Annotated in this window: 16 protein-coding genes and 1 riboswitch; of the genes, 14 read left to right on the forward strand and 2 right to left on the reverse strand. The window is 59.9% G+C overall.

Annotated features, from left to right (window positions below; translation table 11 throughout):
• Window positions 1-295: 295 nt before the first annotated feature.
• From NKI20_RS14905 to NKI20_RS14940, 8 genes are all read left to right on the forward strand, one after another.
• Window positions 296-430 (forward strand): hypothetical protein, encoded by a 135-nt coding sequence (locus tag NKI20_RS14905; RefSeq protein WP_352831570.1) that lies wholly within the window; start codon window positions 296-298, stop codon window positions 428-430.
• Between the two features lie 3 nt (window positions 431-433).
• Complete coding sequence (locus NKI20_RS14910; RefSeq protein ID WP_352831572.1) at window positions 434-910, forward strand: T6SS immunity protein Tdi1 domain-containing protein; 477 nt, start codon at window positions 434-436, stop codon at window positions 908-910.
• 265 nt (window positions 911-1,175) lie between these two features.
• The gene (locus NKI20_RS14915; RefSeq protein ID WP_352831574.1) at window positions 1,176-4,013 is read left to right on the forward strand and encodes a hypothetical protein; all 2,838 of its coding nucleotides are present in this window, start codon (window positions 1,176-1,178) and stop codon (window positions 4,011-4,013) included.
• Between the two features lie 158 nt (window positions 4,014-4,171).
• Window positions 4,172-4,963, forward strand: a complete 792-nt coding sequence (locus tag NKI20_RS14920) for an EpsG family protein (protein ID WP_352831575.1) — start codon at window positions 4,172-4,174, stop codon at window positions 4,961-4,963.
• Between the two features lie 988 nt (window positions 4,964-5,951).
• Window positions 5,952-6,671 carry a glycoside hydrolase family 108 protein gene (locus NKI20_RS14925; protein WP_352831577.1) on the forward strand — a complete coding sequence of 240 codons (720 nt, stop codon included), beginning with the start codon at window positions 5,952-5,954 and terminating at the stop codon, window positions 6,669-6,671.
• Window positions 6,671-6,889, forward strand: a complete 219-nt coding sequence (locus tag NKI20_RS14930) for a hypothetical protein (protein WP_023761024.1) — start codon at window positions 6,671-6,673, stop codon at window positions 6,887-6,889. Before NKI20_RS14925 ends, NKI20_RS14930 begins: the two co-directional genes overlap by 1 nt.
• Before the next feature lies 1 nt (window position 6,890).
• Window positions 6,891-7,118: a hypothetical protein gene (locus NKI20_RS14935; RefSeq protein WP_023761023.1), complete on the forward strand. Its 228-nt coding sequence runs from the start codon at window positions 6,891-6,893 to the stop codon at window positions 7,116-7,118.
• Between the two features lie 169 nt (window positions 7,119-7,287).
• Window positions 7,288-7,611, forward strand: a complete 324-nt coding sequence (locus tag NKI20_RS14940) for a hypothetical protein (RefSeq protein WP_023761022.1) — start codon at window positions 7,288-7,290, stop codon at window positions 7,609-7,611.
• 209 nt (window positions 7,612-7,820) lie between these two features.
• Here the strand turns inward: NKI20_RS14940 and NKI20_RS14945 are convergent, their stop codons facing one another.
• Window positions 7,821-8,528 (reverse strand): hypothetical protein, encoded by a 708-nt coding sequence (locus tag NKI20_RS14945; protein WP_352601978.1) that lies wholly within the window; start codon window positions 8,526-8,528, stop codon window positions 7,821-7,823.
• Between the two features lie 193 nt (window positions 8,529-8,721).
• On the opposite strand from NKI20_RS14945, the gene NKI20_RS14950 reads away from it, so the two are divergent.
• Together NKI20_RS14950 and msrA are read left to right on the forward strand one after the other, a co-directional pair.
• Window positions 8,722-10,266: a glycosyltransferase family 39 protein gene (locus tag NKI20_RS14950; RefSeq protein WP_352831580.1), complete on the forward strand. Its 1,545-nt coding sequence runs from the start codon at window positions 8,722-8,724 to the stop codon at window positions 10,264-10,266.
• A 131-nt stretch (window positions 10,267-10,397) separates the two neighbouring features.
• Window positions 10,398-10,916, forward strand: coding sequence for a peptide-methionine (S)-S-oxide reductase MsrA (gene msrA, locus NKI20_RS14955; protein ID WP_352831582.1), 519 nt, complete (start codon window positions 10,398-10,400; stop codon window positions 10,914-10,916).
• A 356-nt stretch (window positions 10,917-11,272) separates the two neighbouring features.
• On the opposite strand, the gene NKI20_RS14960 is transcribed toward msrA, so the two are convergent.
• A complete protein-coding gene (locus NKI20_RS14960) occupies window positions 11,273-11,608 on the reverse strand; it encodes a hypothetical protein (RefSeq protein WP_023761017.1) in 336 nt (111 codons plus the stop codon).
• Between the two features lie 218 nt (window positions 11,609-11,826).
• Window positions 11,827-11,940: riboswitch (TPP riboswitch) on the forward strand.
• Here NKI20_RS14960 and NKI20_RS14965 point away from each other — a divergent pair.
• From NKI20_RS14965 to NKI20_RS14980, 4 genes are all read left to right on the forward strand, one after another.
• Window positions 11,931-12,539, forward strand: a complete 609-nt coding sequence (locus tag NKI20_RS14965) for a YkoF family thiamine/hydroxymethylpyrimidine-binding protein (RefSeq protein ID WP_023761016.1) — start codon at window positions 11,931-11,933, stop codon at window positions 12,537-12,539. Its footprint overlaps the riboswitch before it by 10 nt.
• 14 nt (window positions 12,540-12,553) lie before the next feature.
• On the forward strand, window positions 12,554-13,384 hold the full coding sequence (locus tag NKI20_RS14970) for an ABC transporter permease (RefSeq protein WP_352831585.1): 831 nt from the start codon (window positions 12,554-12,556) through the stop codon (window positions 13,382-13,384).
• The gene (locus tag NKI20_RS14975) at window positions 13,381-14,148 is read left to right on the forward strand and encodes an ABC transporter ATP-binding protein (protein ID WP_352831587.1); all 768 of its coding nucleotides are present in this window, start codon (window positions 13,381-13,383) and stop codon (window positions 14,146-14,148) included. Before NKI20_RS14970 ends, NKI20_RS14975 begins: the two co-directional genes overlap by 4 nt.
• On the forward strand, window positions 14,141-15,163 hold the full coding sequence (locus NKI20_RS14980) for an ABC transporter substrate-binding protein (protein WP_352831589.1): 1,023 nt from the start codon (window positions 14,141-14,143) through the stop codon (window positions 15,161-15,163). Before NKI20_RS14975 ends, NKI20_RS14980 begins: the two co-directional genes overlap by 8 nt.
• Window positions 15,164-15,167: the final 4 nt, after the last annotated feature.

A 15,167-nucleotide genomic window follows, 5' to 3' on the forward strand; every position in this document is an offset into this window, starting at 1 on the left:
CCCTCTGTCCTGCCGGATATCTTCCAGAGGTACGGTGACACTGCACTTTATGAATCGATACGGACCAGAGTGAAAGAAAATAGTACACTGTTACCGTAATTCGGAGTGGAAGAAAATAGTACACTTTCACCGTAATTCGACAGAATTGATTTGCAGCTAGGTGGGAAGCAGATACTGGAGAACATGGGCCCACTGGATCCCAGCGTTAACACCAGTCTTGGGTCGAAGATAAGACACCAAATCAAGCTTCTGCCTTATGGAACCAAAATCAACAAGGTAACGATTGGAGATCGCGATGTTCGAGACATTCCAACAAAACTTCCCGGTGGATAGCAGGGCGCCAACCGATGCGGGCGACCTTTCGCTTGATACGAAGGTGCCGGGATTGAAAGAGTTGCTAACGAGTTTCGGAGGCGGATCGTTCAAGTAAGGCTTGTATAGGATCGTCCGCGCACAGGACGTGGCGCGCTGGAACGCGAGGGTCAGCCTCGGCTTTCCCGAGTTCGCCGGGCGGATCATTTGCTTTGGCTATGATTGGCAGGGCACGGCGTTTGCTGTCGATACCGGACGGTTGGAGCAAGGCGAGCCCGGTGTCGTGATGTTTGAACCCGACACGGGCGAGGCTCTGCAGATACCGTGCAATGTCCGAACCTTCCACGATATTGAACTTATCGAAGACGAGGACGCCATATTGGCGTCCGATGGGTATGCAATGTGGCGGGAAGCTGGCGGCGCCCAGCCGGCGTATGCTCAATGCGTAGGCAGTAAGAAACCGCTTTTTCTTGGAGGCGAGGAGACGATCGAGAATCTGGAGTTGTCGGACCTTGATGTCTATTGGCACATCATGGGCCAAATCATTGCGAAAGTAAAAGGCCTACCACCTGGAACACCAGTGCGCATATCACCTTAAGCTGGATGGGCAGGTGCATGGCCATCTATTCAGCCCGATAGGTGAGCGATGCGATATTTCGAAGTTGAGCCCGATGTCGCTGGTGGCCCGGGCAAAGGTACGACCATGGACACCGGCGTCCATCCGCCGGTTGTGGCAATTACGGTGACCACTTTTTACCGGTCACACCCATGTGACTGGGGTTAACCTCCGGACGCGCCCACGTCGCAAAAACAGACCCTTTTCAGCCTCGCTTTCGCGGGGCTTTTTTCATGGAGCAAGTCTCATGGCCCGTCCTGCAACCGCCGCCGTTCGCCTGTTGACCGGCGAGCGCGAACCCGTGCGCCTGGCGACGACCGTGAACCTGGAAACGATCGTCATCGACGGTGTTGCCTGGATCCAGGGCCTCAAGGTCGTCGACGGCATCCAGACAGCGACCGGTGACCGGGTGCTGGTCAAGGACCAGGCCGACGCCAGGCTGAACGGCATCTATACGGCCTCGCAAGGCTACTGGTATCGCGCCGCCGATGCGCGAGCGGGTCGCACGATGCAGAAGGGAACGACGGTGCATGTCCAGGAAGGCGCGGCTTCGGGCAATTTCGTCTTTGTCTTCCAGACGCTGAACCCCGTGATCGGTACCGACGACATTGTCCTGTCGTTCTATCAGTCCGACGACACGGTCGGGGATATTCGGGAAGCCGCTCAAGACATCATCGACCAGGCCCAAGCAGCGGCCAATCTCGCGGCCGAAGCGATGACCACGGTAATTGATCCCCAATTCGCCACGCTCGCCGCCGCCCAGGCGTTTTCCCCGCCGATCGCCCCGACCTACATCCGCACCGCGTTCTACGACAGCCACCAAGTGGCGGGCAGCGGCGCCGTCTACCGCAAGAACGGAACCACGGCCGGGGATCTGGTGATCACCTTGAGCGACGGCGTGACGAAGGTGGGGTATGGGCTGGCAGACACGCCGATTGCATCACAGAAAGGCGCTCGCAAGAATAACTCCAATGACGATGCGCCGTCGGTGCAAGCGTCACACGACCTGGCGCTGGGCGGGGTCAGATTGCCAGCTGGTTCCTACAAGATGGTGCCAAGTTCAGTCTCGCCTTTCACCTTCGGCAATTTCTCCACCGTGAACGTCTATCGTGCGGTCGCTTTAACTGCGGACAATGTCACCTTCAATGGCCATGAGGCGGTATTGCACGGTGTGAGCCGAGCCAGCGCTATCGCGGCGGATGTCCAGCCGGTCTTCTCGACCGACAAGAACATGATTGTCGGCACCCGGAAGAACATCACATTTGACAGCATTACCTTCGACCCTGAAAATAATTCTGATCCAACGAACAGCAACCAACGCTTTGTATATGCGGTCGGCGTCGACGGACTGAGGTTTCTGGATACTAAGGGCAGTTCCAGCGGCAACCGGCGTGGCTACTACGCCCACATCCAGAACAGCAAGAATGTGCAGGTTGACGGACATCGTCACCAGAAGATTACGGGCGGCTTCAATGTTCGCTATGTCGATGGCTTCGTGATGACGAATTTCCTTTTCGAAGACTTCTCGGAAGCGATCGATCTCGACGGCGCCAGCCAACGTGTTGTCATCCGCAATGGAGCGTTCAAGTCGACCGCGCGCGTGAACCAGTGTATCGACGTCAACGACCAACTCGACGCTTCGATCGGTGATTTTTCAGTCAACAACACCGGAAATATCGTCACAATAAACTATAAGACGACGACGCCCGATACGTTTGCGGAATATGTCGCAGGCACGATTGTCAGGAATTTCCAGGTCGGAAAGCGCATCCTTCTGTCAAACATCTCGGGTTCCGCAGTCGGCTCAGCGGCCACTCCGGCTTTTTACATCGGTTGGGATTGGTCGGCAGGAAATCACGCCGGTGCGGCCCCGGTGCAGGACATTACCCTGCAAAACATTATGCTCGACGATCACGGCTACTTCGACATTCGCGAGGCGGTCAACCTGAAGCTCAAGGACATCACCTCCCGCCGGGCACAGTGTGGCTTCAACCATGCCGTGAACTGCATTTCAGCCGCGTCGAATGCCGATCAGATCGCATGGTCTGATCTCGACGTGGATATCGACGGACTGCGCATCGAGGCATCTGATAAAGGCGGCCTGAATATTTCGACACCTTCACAGGCAAAAGTTAGGCGACTGATCACGCGGGGAAACAACACGCTTGGTGGTGCATTTACGGATCTAACAATCACGGGGCTTGCCACTCGTGCCGGACGCGCTTCCATCGACGAGTGCGATATCGGCGGCAATGTTGTGTTGAACGGCGACAGCACCGCCATAGCGGCTTGGACTGGTGACACGATCTACAAGCGCAACGCTATTGTGACCAACGGCGGGAATTTCTATCGCGCAACAGCCGAGGGGAAATCGGCCAGCAGTGGCGGGCCAACCGGAACGGCACTTTCTGTCACAGATGACGGCTCGGCATCGATTGCGATGTGGGCGCCGTCGACCGTTTACAGTGTGGATTCAGTGCGATCGAACGGTGGCGCGTATTTCATTTGTGTGACGGCAGGCATTTCGGCTGTTGCAGGTGGTCCGGCTGGGACGGATCATCGGATCGCCGATGGTACTGTAGTTTGGCGGCCATTTGGTGGCGCGGTGACGTGGGAATATCTGCTTTTTCCGTATTCTCTTACGTGGGGGAAAAACAATCACGTCAAGGGGATGATCACCCTCCAAGGTGACGTGCAGAGGTACATATTCGGCGAAAGCATCGCCGCTCAATTCGGTGACTATGCTGCAACGGGGTTGATAAACAAGAGCGTGTTCGTAGCGCGTCGCCGTGGCAGGATTGTTCGGGCCAGCTACCAAGCGACTGCCGATGCCATGGCCGATGCGGCCAATTACCGGAATCTGATCTTGCGACGCCTTCGGGCAGGTGCTTCGGCAAACGTGTCGACCATTGATACCAGCGCAATAGGGTTGACGGCGCTCGTCATGCGCGACGGCGTTGTTGCTGCCAACTCAGCCGGCGCTGACCTGGAGCCGGGCGATGTCATATTCGTCAACTCAAATTCAGTCGGCGCAGGCAGGGCTCTGATAGGGCTTGGCGTAACGGTTGAGTTCATCGAGTTTTGAAGCCTGCGGTCGGGAACGACTGAAGGTGTGCTTTAACGTTGATCAGCGGGCGGCGTGATTCGCGATCACCCCCTAGGACCATGTCTGGCAAGCTCACGTAGCGCTAGCCGGCAGCGTTATTTGGAGGGCGTAAGCATCTTGCGTTTCACTTGACAATAATGAAGGTGTTTATTGCACGTGTCGCCAAGAATCAAAAAGGCATTCGAATGCGGCCCCTTCGCCACTTCGGGCTCCCAAAGTTGCTCTTTCTAGCCCCGGTACTCTTCTTCGCAGTTTCTCGAACCGACTATGCGAATTATGCCTCGTATGCCTTGGAAGGTGATATCGTCGCCTACTCAAGAGATTTCGCCTATGCGACCAGGGCAACATTCCTGGTTTATATGACGGCAGTGGCGCATGAGCCTGTGTTCATCGCCATGCATTGGCTTTACGCCAACCTGGGGTTTTCGATCTCTGACAGCATGCTAGCCAACAGCATGGTTATGGTCTCAGTCTACTATCTTTACTCGGTCAGACAAAGCGATAGCGTAATCCTTGGAGCGATATCGGCTGTCGGGCTGATCATGCTGCCATGGTTTGAGCAATTGGGTCAAAACACGTTGCGTCAAGGATTTTCGCTTATCTTCATTCTCGCGTTCTTTCTCGCGATTAACGACGGGAAGAAATACCGAGCCATCCTCTTTGCCGCTTTGGCGATCGGTAGCCACTATAGCGCTGCTCTATTCGTTGCGATCTATGTCTTGGCGGACATTGTTCCACGAAAATTTATAGTTTCGGCAATCGCCCTGATTTTCGCTGCTTATGTTACAAATTCTACTACTATCATTTCTAATATAATAATTACCCCGATTCTGGCGCAGGCTGGCCTATACACTCAGTACTCCTCCGACATGTTTATGAGCTACGGAATAGGATTCAAGGCCTTGTTTTTTTCCTATTCGTTGGTCTAATGCATCGCCAGTATCTTATTGATTAATATGGCGGCAAAGAAGTCGGATGAACGCCTTGGAAAGTATTGTGTCATCATGACGGTTATATACATGTTGGCGAGCGGACTACCTTATTACAACCGAGTCGCCATGATGCCGATGCTTTTGCTCCCGGTGGTGCTCGTGACGCTATATGCTCGTATAACCGCTCCACGCCGTTCTTCGGCATATCAGTGAAAATCATTCGACTAGGCGCTGGCTAGGCTCTTAACTCATATTCTGCGCATCGACTGAGGTGCCGTGGGTTGCTTTCTGGGGTCGCATCCCCTCGACCGTGAAATCTTATTGTCCGCCCGGGAAATATCGCTCAATCTTCAAGCAACCGTCACCATAGACAGCAACTCGCGGGCACCTGCGCCCGTTCTCAGAGGCGGCACCTACACTGTCGTGCTCGATGCGTGCGGATCGTCATTGCCGCCCAGAAAGTACAAGCGAGCGGCCACGTTGTTGAGGCACAAAGTGCCACTGAAATTGGAAGCACGAGGGACCCGATTCAAAAGAACCCGTCCTGTGAAGTTCGCATTTGAGACCGCGTAAACTGCCGCCCGCCCGATCGAAACGGCAGCCGGAACCGTTCCCAAAGCGATGAAACCAGACTGCGAAAAACCCCGTCCATCGGCCTTGAGTAGATAGCTGAGGCCGAGGCGCGTAGCATGAGAACAACAAGCGCGAATGATATTGTTGCTTCACTAAGCTACGAGCCTGGTGGATTGCGTTCGGCCGCTGCGATTTCGCAGGTCTCGGTGATCGCACCTCGACGTTGTCCGTGCCCTCTCTCCCAAAGATCTGTGTGCCGACCAAGAACACCACAGCGCCCACCGGTATGGCTGCCCGCCAATCAACGCCATGATCCTCCAGCCCATCGCTCGCCGGGACATGTCGCGAGCAGATTGAACCATCGTGTCCATCCTCCCTGCCTAGCAAAACCGATCCGAAAGGAAACATAACCATGGACCGCAACTTCGCGCGGGCGCTTGCGCTCGTTCTGAAATCTGAAGGGCTCTGGTCGGACAATCCGGCCGATCCAGGCGGCGCCACCATGAAGGGGGTGACGCTCGCCAATCTCCGTCGCTACGTGAAGGCCGAGGCGACGAAGGCGGACCTCCGCAGCATTGGCGACGCGCAAGTTGCCGCAATCTACCGCCGTTTCTACTGGGACGCCGTGCTCGGCGCCGAACTGCCCGATGGCGTCGACTTTGCGGTGTTCGATTTCGCGGTGAACAGCGGGCCTGGGCGGGCGGCGAAATACCTGCAGGCGGCCGTGGGCGTTGCCCAGGACGGCCGGATCGGACCGGCGACCATCGCGGCAGTCGAGGCAAAACCGGCCGGCGTCATCATCGATGCGATCTGCGATGGGCGGCTGGCGTTTCTCAAACGGCTGCCGACATGGGCAACGTTCGGGCGCGGCTGGTCCGATCGGGTGAGGTCGGTGCGGGTTCAGGCCTTGCTGATGTCGGCGCAACATGCCGCGGTGGCCGCGCCGGCGACTGTCCCGCAACCGTCCAAAGCCGAAACCACCGCTACCGAGGCGCAGACGGTCCAGCCGGTGCCTCGGGTACCGCCATCCGGCGGCAAGACGGCTGCAGCGGCCGGTATTCTCTTGCTCATGGCCGCAGCGCTCACGGCGTTCCGGCATCACCTCACCGGTTTTTTCGGGAGCCTCTTTTGATGACATGGTTCAATACCAACGCCTTACACAATCTCCTCAACACGCTGATCGCCATCATCTGCGGTGGCGCCCTTGCCGGCTTCGACTGGACGATGTTCGGGGTGAGCGACCGCGCCGCGCTTCAGATCAGCGGCACTATCGCCCTTGCCAAGATCATCATCAACGCGGTGCGTGACGGTCCGCGCGGCATGATCGTGCCGCCGGCCAAGGAGACATGAGATGGGAACGCTCGCACTGCTTGGCCAGGTCTGGCCATATCTCCTTGCAACGGGTGCCGCGCTCGCCGGTCTCTGGACGGCCTACGCCAAGGGCAAGGCCAACCAGAAGGCCAGGCAAGATGCCGCCGACGCCGCGGCTCGCTCCGAAGCCCAGAAGATCGATGATGCCGTTGCCGGCCGGACGCCGGACGACAACCGGAGGAGGCTGGGCAAATGGTCAAAATCCTAGCGCTTTCCCTCACGCTGGCCGGCTGCACCACATCGGGCGGGTCGTTCTGCGCGGCCGGGCATCCCATCCGGCCGACACAGGCAGAGGTGGCGACTCTTTCCGACGCGTCGGCAGCGGCGATCCTGGCTCATAACGAAAAGGGTCAGAAGCTCTGTGGATGGAGACCGTGATGCACGAAATTTTCGACCTGCTTGGCATCAAGGGACCGGTCGTGGCGGCTGGCCTTGCCGGCGGCGTTCTGCGCGCGCTCTCGCGGCATCGCTACAAATTGCGCGAAATGATAGCGTCGCCAATCTGTGGCGCCTTGGCGGCGGCATATCTGACGCTGCCGGCGGTGTCCTACGCCAGGATCACCGGCCTGCCGATGCCGGATCCCGTCGACGACACCACCACACTGGCAGCGGCCTTCCTGATCGGCGTCTGCGCCATGTGGATCTCGGACGTCTTGTTCGAGTTTGTCGCGAGGCGATTCAAGCCGCCGTCAGATGAGTAGCTGCTGGCTCCGGTCGGCGTTGTCTGTTGGCATCTGCTTGACAGCATGCCCGAGACACTTTCGGCATAGAGCCGCGCCGAAAGAGCCGCCAGACGCGGTATAGTCCTCATTTCATTTCCACGACTGCCATTTTTGCCCGCCTCGGCTCGCGCCGGGGCGGGCCATTTTGCGTTTCGGCTCGATGCGGCGGCGATTCGGATTGGCAAGCCTCAAGCCAGGATGTTGACCGCGCGTGCCGCGACCAGCGCGATGGTCAGCAGCGAGATCATGGATTCCGCCATCATCAACAGCTTGGCGCGCTGGGAGAGTGGCAACGTATCGGTGGGCGAAAACGCTGTCGCATTGGTGAAGGCAAGGAAGAAATAGTCGACGAAGCCGGGCAGCCAATCGCGAAGGTCACGGTCGTTCAGCGTCATCTGTGCGAACAGGAAGTCGGCCTGCGCGAGCTTGACGAGCCCGCAGGTCGGCGGTCCACCGCGATCGGTGCTCCAGAACCACAAGGCAAAGACGATGACGTTGGTGACCCATATGTTGAGCGCATCGATCAGCAGCGTCGTGCCGCTGTTGCCGGCATGGCCCTCCAGCAAGGCACGCACCAGCAAGAACAGCGAACCACAATTCATGAGGCTGATGATGGCGGTCATGGTTAGCGCGGTTCTGCGGATCATGATGCGAAACTGGCCGATCGCATGCCACTCGTGATCATCGACCGCCTTTCGGGTGGCGGCCTGTGTCCAGGCCGTGGCCACCGACAAGGGCAGCAGCAGGGCGGCCTCCAGCACCGGCGCCAGCCAGCGCGGCCCAAATGAGAGGTTGTTGATGACCAGAAGCTGCAGGCAGATGATAACCAGAACGGCCGCGCGCGCCATCCAGAAGTCGAGCGCACGGTAGTGGATGACGGCGTGGTGGTGGCGCATTGGGATCCGGATTTTTCAGGCTAGGTCAGCCGTGCAGCGCTATCGTGGCTGGAGAGAGGAGCGCCGATACTCCTGCTCGATAATGGTGCTGCAATGGCACATAGCTATACTTTTTTGTAAGCTTCGACGTTTGGGCTGTTCGTCAAACCGGACTATGTGATCTAAGCGCCGCATGGCGGGGATAGATGGATCCATGGACGACTGGGTGCCGGCGGAATTGGTTGCCGCCGGCGTCGATTCCCCATCGGTTTTGTCCAGTCTAACCCGTCGTCCCTTGTATTTGCTGGCGATTTTGTGCCTGACGCAGATATTCTGCTGGACGGTGGCGCCCGCACTCGTCAACGTCTCACCGCCCAACGATGTCGTCGAAGGCTTCATGTGGGGCCGCGAATGGGTGCTGTTGAGCTACAAGCATCCACAGCTTCCCGCATGGCTGCTCGAGACCAGCCATCTTCTGACCGGATCGTTCCGCTGGCCGCAATATTTCGTGGCCCAGCTGACGATCTCGGCGACTTTCGTCCTGGTCTATCTGCTGGCCCGCGACCTGATAGGGCAGAAGCGTGCGCTGGCTGCCGTGCTTTTGATGCCGTCTCTCTATTTCTTCGGCTGGCCGACCCCGCAGTTCAATCATGACTACGCGCAGATGCCCTTCTGGGCCGCTATCTGCTGGCTGTTGTGGCGTGCAGGGCGTGGTGGTGGGCCGGGCTGGTGGCTTGCGCTCGGACTTGTATCGGGCGTCGGGCTCTACGCCAAGTTTTCCACCGCCCTGCTGTTGCTGTTCGGTGCGATTTGGCTGTTGTCCGACCCGCGGGCACGCAGTCGGCTCGCCACGCCTTGGCCATGGCTTGGCCTTGTGGTTTTCGTCGCTGTCGCTGCGCCGCTGGCCGTCGAACTCAACCGCGTCGATTTCCTGCCGCTGACCTATGCTGCCTGGCGCGATCAGTGGGTGCTGGCCCATCGCTCCCGCTTCTATTATATCGGCGTCCAGATGGCCGGGCTCTGCGGCTTCGTTCTGGTGCTGGCGATATCAGGGCTGCTGCGGCGCTCGGCGCCGCCGCAAGAGCCCGTTGGGCGCGGTATTCTCGTTTACCTCTTGTGGATGGGGCTTGGCCCGGCGCTCCTCGTCATGGTGGCGTCCCTGTTCACCGGGGCAGGCGAGGCCTGGGGCGCGCCGATGTACAATCTTGCTGGCGTTGTGGCGCTTGCCTTGCTGGGCCACCGCCTCGGCACCGTCGAGATGCGAAAGCTGGCGATCTGCGCGTTCGTCTGCATCATCGGCATATCTGGTGCTTATGCGGGGATCCGCTGGACGAAATGCAATTTGCGTGGACGGATGGACGCCGTCTGTTGGCCGGCGCAGAAGATATCGGATGAGGCCGAGGTCGTCTGGCACGCGGCCGCGCCCGGTCGGCTCGACATCGTCGGCGGCCATCCCCTTATCGCGTCGCTGGCGGGCCTCAACGCCTATGACAAGCCGTCGATCTTCACCGACCTGAACATGCAGTATGCCCCCTGGATCACCAAGGATCGGCTGCGCGACCACGGCATACTGCTGGTCTGGCCTGGGCGCGACGTGCCACCTCGACTGCAGGTGTGGGTGGGCAACGTCCCGGTCAAAACCGTTCTTTTCGACTGGTCGCTCAGGGCGCCGCCGGTGGTGGTCAGCTTTGCCGCCATTCCGCCCGGCGCGCCGCAGTTGGCGAATGCGATCGACAGCCTCGCCCAAACGAGCAACTGAAGCAGGTCGGCGGTCCGCTGGACGGAGCAAGAGACAATGCCCATTTATGGGAGATCCAAGTTGATTTTGCGCAATTCCAGACGGAAAATCGCTACACGTTTTTCCTGGAATTGCTTTTGAGGAGACGTGATATGGCGACTTCGACCGAACGTGCAGTTCTTGCCGGCGGCTGTTTCTGGGGCATGCAGGATTTGATACGGCGCTATCCCGGCGTCATCTCCACCCGTGTCGGCTATAGCGGCGGCGACGTGCCCAATGCCACCTATCGCAACCACGGCACCCACGCCGAAGCCATCGAGATCAATTTCGACCCGGCCATCATCAGCTATCGCACGCTGCTGGAGCGCTTTTTCCAGATCCATGATCCGACGACCCGCAACCGGCAGGGCAACGATGTCGGGCTGAGTTACCGCTCGGCGATCTATGACACCAGCGACGAACAGAAGCGCGTCGCCGAGGACACTATCGCCGATGTCGATGCCTCGGGTCTGTGGCCGGGCAAGGTCGTCACCGAAGTGGCGCCGGTCGGTCCCTTCTGGGAAGCCGAGCCTGAGCATCAGGACTATCTGGAGAAATATCCCAACGGCTACACCTGCCACTTCGTCAGGCCGGGCTGGAAGCTGCCGGTTCGCGAAAAGGCTGTTTCGTAGACTTCACAACCGGCGACTGTGCCGGCTCGACGAGACCGTCGAGCGGCTTCGTCGCAGGCCAAGCCCTTTCAGGTCACTGCGCCTTGTCACCTCGGTGCAGCCGTCGAGCGCCTGATATCAAGGACTGCGCCATCTTAGCACGCCACGTGGCAAATCAAGCGCGGCTAGGAACACGCTGCGGGGGGTAACGCCTGCTGCGTTGGGTATGACGTTGACCCTTGGCGGCTGCGAGACCGCGCCCCGCTTGAAAAGATCGATAATGCCAGCTTGGCCTTGTTTAGGAGTGCCCGGTTCCGCGGGCGCCCAAAAAAGCCGCGGAGCATGCGCTCGCGGCTTCCTCGGTTGCCGGCAATGGCCTACTTACCGCAGTGGTTATCGTTGACCGTCGGCACAGAGGTGCCCGGCGAGGTGTGGGTGGCGTCAGGCTGCGCGCCCTGCGGGCCGGCCGGGCAATTTCGATCTGCGTTCGAATTCATGTCGCCGGGCATGCCGGTCGTGCTGTTGGTTATGCCGAGGTCGACAGTACCGGGCCTAACCGTATTCGGCGAAGCCGGGGTGTTCGGCTCCACAGTCACCGACTTCCCGCTGCCGGCGCCATCGCCACTTGCGTTATTGCTGCCGGCACTTTGCGCCATGGCTGACATGGCCAGACCAATCGTGAGAGCCGAAGCTGCGAGGATTTTCATGAACATGGTTTGTCTCCATTTCTGTGAACTCGTCGCTTGTTTCTACGAAGGTGATCGCATTTGCGACTATGGGGACAACCGGTCGCGGCAGCGAAGGTTCCCGATAAAATTTCGCTCCAGAAACATCGGCGTCTTCGACCCAAGAACCACGCCTGGCGCAATGCTTTTTGGTGCAGCGCGCTGAAAAAATGGCTTTCACTTCGGTTTGATTGGTGCTTTAACCCGCGCATCCACAGGGGTGCTCCGTACGGTCGGGGCTGAGACGGGGGCGGCAAGCCCACAGACCCTAAAAGCTGATCTGGGTAATACCAGCGGAGCGAGGCGGGCCATGTTTTCAGGCGCACAGATTTCCCTATATCCCATGGCCGACGATTTCGTCGGCGTCATCCTTGGCGCGCTGGGCGCGCTCGGTCCCTATCGCGACAAGCTCCGGATCGAGACCGACGACATCTCGACCCTGCTGGTCGGGCCACCCGAGGTGCTGTTTCCAGCCATGCGCGACCTCTTCGTGGCGGCGGCGCGCAGCGGTAAACATTGCGTGCTGTCAGCCACCATCTCACGCGGCTGCCCGGGCGAGCCCGACGATCCGATCTGCCGCTCCGATGCCCTTGGCGGACCTGTCGGGCCACTCGGCCCGCGCAGGGATGCGGCCATCGCGGCGGTGCGCGGCGCGGCTTCGACTGGCCAGCCGGCGGCAGCGCAGTTCTCGCTCTATGTGATGGGCACCGACGACCATATGGACGAGATCTACGGCTGCATCGATTTTCTCAAGCAGTCGGGCGTCTATGAGCGCTCTAAGCATTTCTGTACGAAATTGCGCGGTGATGCGGGCCCGATCTTTTCGGCGCTTGACGCGGCATTCTGCCGCTTCGGACCGGGTGCCGGCCACGTAACCCTTGACGTCACGGTTTCAGCCAACAGCCCGTCGGCCGTCTGAAACAGCCGCCGCCTATGCGCGGCCGTCAAAGGTTACCTGCCGTGGTCCCATCCCCAGTTTCTTCGCGCCCGATCGCGAGCCTTCTTATCAAGGCGGTACCGGTGACGATGTCGGTCGGACTGCTCCTGCTGGCCTGGGAGCTTTATGCCACCTATTCCGGCATCAAGCCGACGACACTGCCGGCGCCGTCACGCGTCCTCGCGCAAGCGATGCTCAATCGCGAGGCGTTGGTCGACAACGCCATTCCGACCATCCGCGCCACGCTGCTTGGCTTTGCCTGTTCGCTCAGCGTCGCCTTTGCGCTGTCGATACTGGTCGACTTTTTCCAGCCGCTGCGCCGCGCGCTGTTTCCCGTCTTCATCGTCAGCCAGACATTGCCGCTGGTGGCGATCGCGCCGCTGGTGGTGCTGTGGTTCGGCTTCGGACTGGCGCCCAAGATCATGCTGGTGGCGCTGGTCACCTTCTTTCCGATGCTGGTGGCATTGGTCGAGGGTTACGAGTCGACCGAGGCCGAGATCGGCCAGATGCTGCACGCCATGGGGGCAGGGCGCTGGCGCGTCTTCGTGCTGGCGCGGCTGCCTTCGGCGCTGCCTTACTTCTTTGCTGGCCTGAGGATCTCCATCACCTATGCCGTGGTCGGCGCTATCTTCGCCGAATATGCGGGTGCGGCGAAGGGCTTGGGCATCTATATGCTCAACGCCAAGAACAATTTCCACCCCGACCTGGTGCTGGCTGCCGTCGGCGTCAGCGCAGCGCTTACACTTGTCCTGTTCGGCTTGACTGTACTGTTGCAGCGCCTTGCCATGCCTTGGGAGGGCAAACAAACCGCAGGGAAGCGGCGATGAGCCGGCTCGAACTGCGGCATGTGCGCAAGGCGTTCGGTGGGCTCGACGTGCTGGCCGATATATCGCTGAGTGTCGGCGCTGGTGAGTTCGTCTCGGTGCTTGGGCCCTCGGGCGCCGGCAAGTCGACGCTGTTCCAGCTTCTGACCGGCGCCGAGCACGGCGAGGGCGAGATGTTGTTCGACGGCGCGCCCCTCGATGACCACGGCAGGCATTTCGCCTTCATGCCGCAACGCGACGCGCTGATGCCGTGGCGACGCATCCTCGACAACACGACGCTGGGGCTCGAAGTGCAGGGCATCGGGCGCAAGGCGGCGCGGGCACGTGTTGCGCCGCTGTTTGCCGAGTTCGGGCTTGCTGGCTTCGAGCGGCATTTTCCTGCTCAACTGTCCGGCGGCATGCGCCAGCGTACGGCCCTGCTGCGCACGGTGGTGCAGGAGCGCGACATGCTTTTGCTCGACGAACCGTTCGGCGCGCTCGACGCGCTCACGCGCACCGCGATGCAGCGCTGGCTTGAGCGGATGTGGCGGGATCACCGCTGGACGGCGCTCCTGATCACCCATGATGTGCGCGAAGCCGTGTTCCTGTCCGACCGCATCTATGTGCTGTCGGCGCGCCCGGCCCGCATCGTGCGTGAAATCAAGGTCCCACTGCCGCGCCCGCGCAACTTTGGCGGCGATGCTGCGCGCCAGGCAAGTGCGCTCGAGGCCGAGATCCTCGACATCATCCTCAACCCCAACCCATCCAAAGGAAACGACCATGATTGACTTGACGCGCCGGCAGGCTCTGCTGCTGACCCTTGCGACCGGCCTTCCGCTCTTTGCCGGATCGGGGCGAGCCCGGGCACAATCGGCGGCGCAAAAGGTCACCGTCGCACTCGACTGGACGGTCAACACCAATCACATCGGCCTGTTCGTCGCTCGCGACAAGGGGTTCTATTCCGAAGCTGGACTCGAGGTCGAGATCCTGCCTTACAGCGATACCGGCGCCGGCACGCTGGTCGCCAACCGCGTCGCCGATTTCGGCATCAACGGTACCATCAGCCTGTTCACCCAGAAAACCGCCGGGGCCGACTTGAAGGGCGTCTATGCCGTGGTGCAATCCGAAACCGGCCGCGTGGTTTTCAATGCGGCACGCAGCGAGATCAAAAGCCCGAGGGACCTTGACGGCCTGACTTATGGCGGCTTCGGCAGCGCTTGGGAAAACGCACTGATCGGCACCATCATCCGTCACGACGGCGGCAAAGGCAATTTCGAGACGGTGACGCTGGGTACCTCAGCCTATGAGGCGCTGGCCAACGGTTCGGTCGACTTCACGCTCGAAGTCTCGACCTGGGAAGGCGTCGAGGCCGAGTTGAAAGGTATCAAGCAGCGCAGCTTCGTCTATGCCGACTATGGCGTGCCCGATGAGCACACGACACTGATCTCTTCGAGCGAAGCCTATCTCCAGGCAAATCCGAAACCTGCCGCCGCCTTCATCCAGGCAACGCGGCGCGGCTACCAGTTCGCTGTTGATCATCCCGATGAGGCGGCAGCCCTATTGGTCGCCGCCAACAAGGACACGCTGACCAATCCGGCACTGATCGAGGCTTCGCTGAAGATGCTGGTCGACGGCCATTATCTGCGCAGCCAAGGCGGTGCCATCGGGACGATGGATCCGGCCAAGATGGAAGCGATCGGCGACTACCTCTTCGCGTCCGGAATCCTGCGCGATGCCAATGGCAAAGTGCTGACGCAACGCCCTGATTTCGCGAAATATTTCAGCAATTCAGCTCTGGGGTAGGGAG

Source organism: Mesorhizobium sp. M0830 (assembly GCF_040319965.1).
In the GTDB taxonomy this organism is placed as follows: Bacteria; Pseudomonadota; Alphaproteobacteria; order Rhizobiales; family Rhizobiaceae; genus Mesorhizobium.

What these genes read in the sequence shown, in the direction of transcription:
- NKI20_RS14915 (WP_352831574.1), top strand. Translation starts at nt 1,176, where the DNA reads ATGGCCCGTCCTGCAACCGCCGCCGTTCGCCTGTTGACCGGCGAGCGC.
- NKI20_RS14925 (WP_352831577.1), top strand. Translation starts at nt 5,952, where the DNA reads ATGGACCGCAACTTCGCGCGGGCGCTTGCGCTCGTTCTGAAATCTGAA.
- NKI20_RS14940 (WP_023761022.1), top strand. Translation starts at nt 7,288, where the DNA reads ATGCACGAAATTTTCGACCTGCTTGGCATCAAGGGACCGGTCGTGGCG.
- NKI20_RS14975 (WP_352831587.1), top strand. Translation starts at nt 13,381, where the DNA reads ATGAGCCGGCTCGAACTGCGGCATGTGCGCAAGGCGTTCGGTGGGCTC.
- NKI20_RS14945 (WP_352601978.1), bottom strand. Translation starts at nt 8,528, where the DNA reads ATGCGCCACCACCACGCCGTCATCCACTACCGTGCGCTCGACTTCTGG.
- msrA (WP_352831582.1), top strand. Translation starts at nt 10,398, where the DNA reads ATGGCGACTTCGACCGAACGTGCAGTTCTTGCCGGCGGCTGTTTCTGG.
- NKI20_RS14970 (WP_352831585.1), top strand. Translation starts at nt 12,554, where the DNA reads ATGCGCGGCCGTCAAAGGTTACCTGCCGTGGTCCCATCCCCAGTTTCT.
- NKI20_RS14930 (WP_023761024.1), top strand. Translation starts at nt 6,671, where the DNA reads ATGACATGGTTCAATACCAACGCCTTACACAATCTCCTCAACACGCTG.
- NKI20_RS14935 (WP_023761023.1), top strand. Translation starts at nt 6,891, where the DNA reads ATGGGAACGCTCGCACTGCTTGGCCAGGTCTGGCCATATCTCCTTGCA.
- NKI20_RS14920 (WP_352831575.1), top strand. Translation starts at nt 4,172, where the DNA reads ATGAAGGTGTTTATTGCACGTGTCGCCAAGAATCAAAAAGGCATTCGA.
- NKI20_RS14980 (WP_352831589.1), top strand. Translation starts at nt 14,141, where the DNA reads ATGATTGACTTGACGCGCCGGCAGGCTCTGCTGCTGACCCTTGCGACC.
- NKI20_RS14950 (WP_352831580.1), top strand. Translation starts at nt 8,722, where the DNA reads ATGGACGACTGGGTGCCGGCGGAATTGGTTGCCGCCGGCGTCGATTCC.
- NKI20_RS14905 (WP_352831570.1), top strand. Translation starts at nt 296, where the DNA reads ATGTTCGAGACATTCCAACAAAACTTCCCGGTGGATAGCAGGGCGCCA.
- NKI20_RS14960 (WP_023761017.1), bottom strand. Translation starts at nt 11,608, where the DNA reads ATGTTCATGAAAATCCTCGCAGCTTCGGCTCTCACGATTGGTCTGGCC.
- NKI20_RS14965 (WP_023761016.1), top strand. Translation starts at nt 11,931, where the DNA reads ATGTTTTCAGGCGCACAGATTTCCCTATATCCCATGGCCGACGATTTC.